Annotated in this window: 4 protein-coding genes and 1 pseudogene; all 5 read right to left on the bottom strand. The window is 53.1% G+C overall.

Features of this window, described 5'->3' with window-relative positions:
- A pseudogene (locus HOLDEFILI_RS13560) lies at nt 1-568 on the bottom strand (hypothetical protein); the annotation flags it as partial.
- Between the two features lie 398 nt (nt 569-966).
- The gene (locus HOLDEFILI_RS13555; RefSeq protein ID WP_006060349.1) at nt 967-1668 is read right to left on the bottom strand and encodes a tRNA1(Val) (adenine(37)-N6)-methyltransferase; all 702 of its coding nucleotides are present in this window, start codon (nt 1666-1668) and stop codon (nt 967-969) included.
- The gene (locus HOLDEFILI_RS13550) at nt 1650-3119 is read right to left on the bottom strand and encodes a sensor histidine kinase (RefSeq protein ID WP_006060348.1); all 1470 of its coding nucleotides are present in this window, start codon (nt 3117-3119) and stop codon (nt 1650-1652) included. Before HOLDEFILI_RS13550 ends, HOLDEFILI_RS13555 begins: the two co-directional genes overlap by 19 nt.
- Nucleotides 3109-3771: a response regulator transcription factor gene (locus tag HOLDEFILI_RS13545; RefSeq protein ID WP_039865057.1), complete on the bottom strand. Its 663-nt coding sequence runs from the start codon at nt 3769-3771 to the stop codon at nt 3109-3111. Before HOLDEFILI_RS13545 ends, HOLDEFILI_RS13550 begins: the two co-directional genes overlap by 11 nt.
- Nucleotides 3772-3808: 37 nt before the next feature.
- Nucleotides 3809-6892 (bottom strand): DNA polymerase III subunit alpha, encoded by a 3084-nt coding sequence (gene dnaE, locus HOLDEFILI_RS13540; protein WP_039865056.1) that lies wholly within the window; start codon nt 6890-6892, stop codon nt 3809-3811.
- Nucleotides 6893-7134: the final 242 nt, after the last annotated feature.

Here is a 7134-nt window from a genome sequence, read left to right as displayed (position 1 = left end):
ATGCCGGTACCGGCCCCAGATCGATCATCGTCGCATAGCGCGAAGACGACTGACTTTGACGGATCTGATGATACAGCCGGCCGTCGCGGATCGTATAGCTGCTTAAATTGCCAGCCTGATCCAGCGGAACCAGCGTCACCTCTGCCAGTTTCACCCGGCCGCGCACGCCGGAAATTTTGAAATCCACCTGCATGCGTGTGAAATCAGTGTCCAGCGCCGCACCGTCAGCGCCGTAGCATCCGTTGAGATAGCCGTCGTTGCCCGTGTCGGCATCCTTGTATTCCGTGTTGACCTTGCAGCCTTCCGAGGCGAAGAAGACGATCCCCTGATCCACAGCGATCAGCTTGCCATCCTGCCGCACGCCCAGATTGGCGACGCTGGCGTCATCCCGGTGCTTGGCATAATAATCCGCCGCACTTTTCACGGTGCCAAACGTCTGCAGGACCGTTTCCTGTCCATCGCGGTAATCAACAACTTCGATCACCGCCGTTTCCGCTTTGACCGGCGTTACCGGCAGCAACAGGCAGCACAAAAGAAACGCCGCCCATTTTTTTCCTTGTTTTCTCATTTTTGACCTCCTGAAAGCTAGGGGGAACTCGCTTAGATTCATTGTAAAAGTTTTAGCGTCTGAAATCAACTCCGACCGCGCTGCCATTTCTTTCAATTTCAGGTCGGAATGAACGAATTGTTGTTTCTTTAGCCGCCTCCTGCTAACTACAAAGCGAAAAAGAAAGCGCAGGTTCTGCGCGCTGACCTGCAGGAATGCGCTGTCTCCCCTCAGTTTCATCCAGACTCCTTTCAAGCTTTTGGTCTGAAATCATTTCAGGGATAAATTTTTTCTCCATTCTCATTTTTAATATTTTTCTTTTACGATCTTACAGAAGATGAACAACGTCCAAACAACACCGGGACACGATCCTTTTCAGAAACAAAAAACGCCGGCTTTTTTCAGCTGACGTCTTCACTTTATTCCTGATCGGATTCCGGCCGCCACAACGGTTCGCGGAAACGCACCGGCCCGAGCTTTCCCTTGCGCAGCTCAGCGATCACCGCCGTGGCCTGACGGGTGCGGCGGTCAAAGACCAGCGTCGCTTCGCGCAGCGTTAACGGCGAGTTCTGCAGCGCCGCGATGATCTGCGCCAGCCGGTCGGCGCGGTGAACCAGATAAAACCGGCCCTTGTCTTTTAACAATCGCCCTCCCGCCGCAAACAGCGTTTCCAGCGTGCAGCCCGCTTCATGCCGGGCTGTCGCTAAAAAAGGATTGGGGTTGATGGAAGCCGGATCCGGCGTTGCGAAATACGGCGGGTTACAAACGATCACATCAAACGGCAGATGACGGAACTCCGCCAGATCCGCGCAGATCAGTTCCGCTTCCAGACCGTTGATCCGCATGTTTTCCGCCGCCAAGGCCAGCGCTTGGGGAAGCAGGTCGACGCCGGTTAAGGAGCCCGGCGAAAAACGCGAGGCGTACAGCAGCAGCGCGCCGTTGTTGCAGCCCAGATCGAGCACGCTCTCGCCTTTTCTGACAACCATCTGCTCGCCCAAAAGCACGGTATCCGTGTTCATGCAGAACATGTCCTTGCGCTGCCACAGCGGCAGCTTCAGCTTCGGCAGATAATCCTGGCGCAGGTTCTGCCGCGCCTCTTCAGTTAAATTTTGATTTTCCATTCTGCCGAGCGCCGGATCCTAAACCAGAACCGGGAGCCCTTGCCCTCCTCGCTTTCTACTGCGTACTCCGCGTGATGACTGTCCAGGATCGCCTTGACGATCGCCAGGCCCAGCCCGGTGCTGCCGCCGGTTGCCCGCTGATATTTTTTATCAATCTTGTAATACCGGTCCCAGATGTACGGCAGATCTTCTTTCTTGATTCCTTCGCCCTCGTCTTCCACCTCAACCTGAATCCAGTCGTTTTTTTCAAACGCGCGGATCGTGATCTTCTTTCCATCCGGCGTATGCTTGAAAGCGTTGGACAGGAAATTATAGATAACCTGGCTGATTTTGACCTCATCCGCTGTCATCATCAAATTCCGCGGACATTCGATCACCAGCTGATAATGATGCTCGTCGATCATGACCTGGCACAGCGTGACGATGTTCTGGATTTTCTGGCTTAAGTTAAACGTACCGACCTTCAGCTGATAGCTGCCCGACTGCATCTTCGAGAGCTCCGCCATGTCGGTCACCAGATGATCGAGATAATCGACCTCGCGCACGATGACGTCCAGATGCTCGTCACGCTTGGCCGGGATATCGCCGGAGATGTCGTGAATCATTTCGGCATACGCCTTGATCATCGTCAGCGGCGTCTTGATGTCATGCGAGACGTTGGCGATCAGATCCCGCCGCAGCTCGTCAACCTTGCTCAGCTTGTGCGTGGCATCGTTCAGCGTATCCGCCAGCTGGTCGATCTCGCTGAAATAGCTGCCTTCAAAATGAATATCGTAATGCCCCTTGGCCAGCTCGTTGGCGGAGTGCTTCATCTGCACGATTGGCCGCGACAGCTTTGTCGATATAAACAGGGAGATCACAATCGATAAAATCAGCGCGAAAAAAGCCAGAAAGAAAAACTGATCCTGAAAAATCGTCAGCGTGGAATCCAGCGGTTCCAGCGGACTGTTGACAAACAGATAAAAGTTGGCCAGGTTGGCCTGCACCATTTTCCCATACAGAATCATTTCCTGATCACTGCGCTGATTCGCCAGCACTTCCGAGAGCTCCCCGTCGCTTAACAGCAGCAGCTCGCGCATCGCTTTTCCGTTAGTCAGGGGCTGCAGCTGCGTCGAACCGACGGTAATCGTCTGGTTGAAAATACACGAATCCCCCAGCGAATCGGAATTGTAGACCACGTTGCCGCTGTCGTTGTAAACGACAGCGCAGACATTGTTGTTAATCGCAAACTGCGAAGCTTTCTTGATCGTCGCCTCGTCCAGCCATTGATTGTCAATGACGTACTCCTGAATCGTCGCCGCCACCTCTTTGATCGCCGAAATCTTATTGCTTCGATAATACGGCTTGATCAAAAGCAGCTGCGCCCCGCCGACCAAAGCTAAAAGTCCGGCCGCAAACAACATGAAATACAGCCAGATATTAAACTTTATGCCATGAAAATCAAGCTTCAAACTTATACCCCATTCCGCGGACGGTAACGATGAACTTGCGGTAGTCTTTTAAATTATGCCGCAGCATTTTAATGTGCGTATCGACCGTCCGGTCATCACCGAAATAGTCGTAATCCCAGACTTCTTCCAGCAGCTTCATCCGCGATAAGGCGATATTCTTATTTTTAACCATGTATAACAACAGATCGATTTCCTTCGGCGTCAGATTCGCTTTCTCCCCGTCTACCGTGACAGAGCGTCCCTCGATATTGATCTGCAGCCCTTCAAAGCGCAGAACTTCGGTATCCTTGGTTTTGAAGCGTTCCAGAATGACCTTGACGCGGGCCATCAGCTCCTTTGGCGAGAAAGGCTTGACGACATAATCGTCCACGCCCAGCTCAAAGCCGAACAGCTTGTCGTATTCTTCCTGACGGGCCGAAAGCATGATGATCGGAATCGGCTTGATCTTTTTAATCTGCTTGCACGCGGAAAAGCCGTCGAGCTTCGGCATCATGATATCGAGGATCACGCAGTCGAAATCTTCCTTCTCCACTAACTCCAGCGCCTCCAGTCCGTCGCTGGCTTCCGCGACTTCATAGCCGTTGATCAGCGCGTATTCCCGGACGACCTCGCGGATCATCTGTTCGTCGTCAACAATGAGTATTCTGGCCATGTGCATCATCCTTCCTTATGGTCAACAGTGTATCGTTTTATTGTGAATTCTGCGTGAAATCCGTGTTCAGCGGCTGCAGCCGGTTGACAAGACAGGAATCTTCCTTGTCCATCTTGCCCTGGAAGTACACGTACTGGCCTTTGTTCAAAAAGGCCGTGCTGCGGGCGTAAATGCTCGGCATGACGACTAAGTCGATCTGCGCGGTTTCATCCACGCCAACCGCAAACGCCATCAGATCGCCTTTTTTCGTGCGATGCTGGCGCACCCGCTGCAGGTAAACGAAGCCTTCGATAAAACCGCCCTTCGCCATTAACCGGACTAACGGTTCGGTCTGGATCTGAAATTTCTTTTTGACCTGCAGGATCGGATGCGAGCAGAGATAAAAGCCCAGCGCTTCCCGCTCGCGTTCGCTGCGTTCGATCGGATCTTCCTTCGCCATCACCATCACCGGCTTGGATACCAGGCCTAAATCAATCCGCACCTGACCGCCAACCTCAATCCGCACTAAATCGCCGTAGCTGATCGCTTCTTCCAGCGACAGGCGCAGACTTTGACGGTTGGCGTGGAACTCGTCCAGCGCCCCCGCGTCGATCAGCGCTTCGATCATTTTCCGGTTAAGCCTGCGCGTCAGCATCCGCGTGACAAAATCGTAGTAATCCTGAAACGGCCCGTTTTCCTGCCGCTCCGCCAACAGCTGCATGCAGGCAGCCGAGCCGATATTCTTAATGCCGAGCAGCGGATAGCGGATCGCTTCGCCCTCGATTAAATAACGCACGTCGCTGGCATTGACCGACGGGCCCAGAATTTGAACCTGATGCCGGCGGCATTCGTCGATATATTCGGCCGTCTTGCCTTCCGCGCCGATCACGCTGTTAAGCAGCGAAGTATAGAATTCCAACGGGAAATTGGCCTTCAGATAGCTCAGCTGATAGGCAAGCAGGCCATACGCTACGGAATGGGATTTATTGAAGCCGTAATTGGCGAACTTCAGAATCAATTCATAAACCTCATTCGCCAGTTTTTCTTCATAGCCCTGCTGGATACAGCCGCCGATGAATTCCTTCTGCAGCGACTGCAGCTCCTTGAGCTTTTTTTTGGACATTGCCCGCCGCAGCACATCCGCGCGGGCGAGCGAGAAACCCGCCATCTTCTGCGCCGTCTGCATGATCTGTTCCTGATAGATCATCACGCCGTAGGTACTTTCCAGGATCGGCTTGAGATCCGGATGCAGGTAATGCACAGCTGACGGATCCGTACGGCAGCGCAGATATTCCGGAATATTTTCCATCGGTCCGGGGCGGAACAGCGCGATCGTCGCGACGATGTCGTCGAAACACGCCGGCTGCATCTTGCGGATGAGATTCTTCATGCCTTCCGATTCCAGCTGGAAAATACCGACGGTGTCAACCTTCCTTAACAGCGCGTAGGTTTTCGCGTCGTCCAGCGGGATTTTCATAATATTCAAGGGTTGACGCTGATGGACGCGCTGAACGATATCGTCGATGATCGTCAGGTTGCGCAGTCCCAGAAAGTCCATCTTGATCAGTCCCAGTTCCTCCAGATGCTCCATCGTGTACTGCGTGGAAAGCAGATCGTTTTCAATCCGGATTGTCGGACAGATCTGATCCAGCTCAGCGCGGGAAAAGACGATCCCGGCTGCATGGGTCGAAACGTGCCGCGGCAGACCCTCGATCCGCAAGGCGGTTTCATACAGCTCCTGATACCGCCGGTCGGCATAGACCATCTGGTGAAACCGCGGATTCTGCTGAATCGCCGTCTGCAGCGTCATCTTTACCCCAAACGGCACAGCTTTGCAAAGCATGTCGACTTCTCTCAGCGGAATCTCCAGAACCCGGCCGACATCGCGCAGCACCTGCTTGGCGCCCAGCGTCCCAAACGTCGCAATATGCGCGACATGCTTCTCGCCATACTTTTCAGCGACATACTGAATCACTTCGTCGCGCCGGTTATCCGGAAAGTCGGTATCAATATCCGGCATTGAAATTCGCTCCGGATTCAAAAATCGTTCAAAAAGCAATCCGTATTCCAGCGGATCCACGTGCGTGATTCCCAGCACATACGCGACTAATGAGCCCGCCGCGCTGCCCCGGCCCGGTCCGACATAAATTCCCGCCTTGCGGGCAAACCGGATAAAATCCCAGACAATTAAAAAATAATCCTCAAAATGCATCGTCAGAATGACGTCCAGCTCATATTTTAACCGCCGCAGATACGCCGGATCCTCAGGCTGTCCCTGCCGCCGCTTCTTCAAGCCGGCCAGACACAGCTGGGTTAAATACTGTTTCGAGGAAACGCCCTGCGGGCAGGGAAATGCCGGCAGCGTCGTCTTCGCCTGCGTCATCGTCACATTGCAGATCGAAGCGATATGATCGCTCGCCTGCAGATCCTCGGCGTCGTACAGCTGTTCCATTTCCGCCGGGGTGCGCAGATAACGGCCGTTGACCGACGGCAGCGTTTTATCGTTGATCGTCTTGGACAGCCGGATCCCGTTGACAATCTTAAACAGCCGGGCATCCTCCGCTTGGCCATAATAAATCTTTGACAACGCGACGGTCGGAATTTCCTGCGCCGCGCAAACCTGCTTTAATAAAATATTCTTCAATTTCCAGAACGAGGCATCGTTAAACGAGACCGCCATATAAAACAGCGGCAGCTGCGTTTTCAGCCAGCCCAGCTTATCGCCCAACCCGCGGCGGTCTTCCTGAATCAATTCACTTTCGGCAAAACCGCCTTCGCCATAGACGATCAGCACCCAATGCTCAAGATAAGGCTGAATCTGATCCAGCGTCAGCGCGTCCTGGCCGTCGCACAATCGGCTGGAAGCTGCCATCAGGCCGCCGAAGCCTTCGTCATCCCGCGCCAGCACCGTCATGGCGACCGTTTCCTCTTCAATTTTAACCAGGATTTCCAAACCGAAAATCGGTTTGATCTGTTCTCTTTGACAACACTTCCAGAATTCCATCGCGCCGTGCATCACGTTTTCGTCAGTGCAGGCAATCGCCTCATAGCCGGCTTGTTTCGCCAGCGCGACTAACTGCGGCACTCTCAGGGTGCTGTTTAATAAGGTATAACAACTTCGCGCATGCAGATGAACACTCATTTTTCAGCACTCCCTTCTTTACTTTATTTTACCATAAAGCGGCTCGCTCAGCCACTGCTTCAACTCAGCGGGAACTTCCGTCAGCCGATTTATCCGACTTGTTCCCTCGGATCGGAACGACATTGTTTTCTTTTTTTACGCTGTTGTTTTCTTTTGAGTTAATTATACGAGATTCCTCAAGCCTCGTCAATTTCAAATTGAATTTTTTTCTAGTTCTGATTGAAGCCTGAAGTTTCTCCCTT

The sequence above is a fragment of the Holdemania filiformis DSM 12042 genome, assembly GCF_000157995.1.
Classification (GTDB): Bacteria; Bacillota_I; Bacilli_A; order Erysipelotrichales; family Erysipelotrichaceae; genus Holdemania; species Holdemania filiformis.
Note: the sequence above shows the minus strand (reverse complement) of the source record. Positions and strands in the feature narration are given on the sequence as shown.

Excerpts from the sequence above, each read along its gene's own strand:
- HOLDEFILI_RS13555 (WP_006060349.1), bottom strand. The coding sequence starts at position 1,668 with ATGGAAAATCAAAATTTAACTGAAGAGGCGCGGCAGAACCTGCGCCAG.
- HOLDEFILI_RS13545 (WP_039865057.1), bottom strand. The coding sequence starts at position 3,771 with ATGGCCAGAATACTCATTGTTGACGACGAACAGATGATCCGCGAGGTC.
- dnaE (WP_039865056.1), bottom strand. The coding sequence starts at position 6,892 with ATGAGTGTTCATCTGCATGCGCGAAGTTGTTATACCTTATTAAACAGC.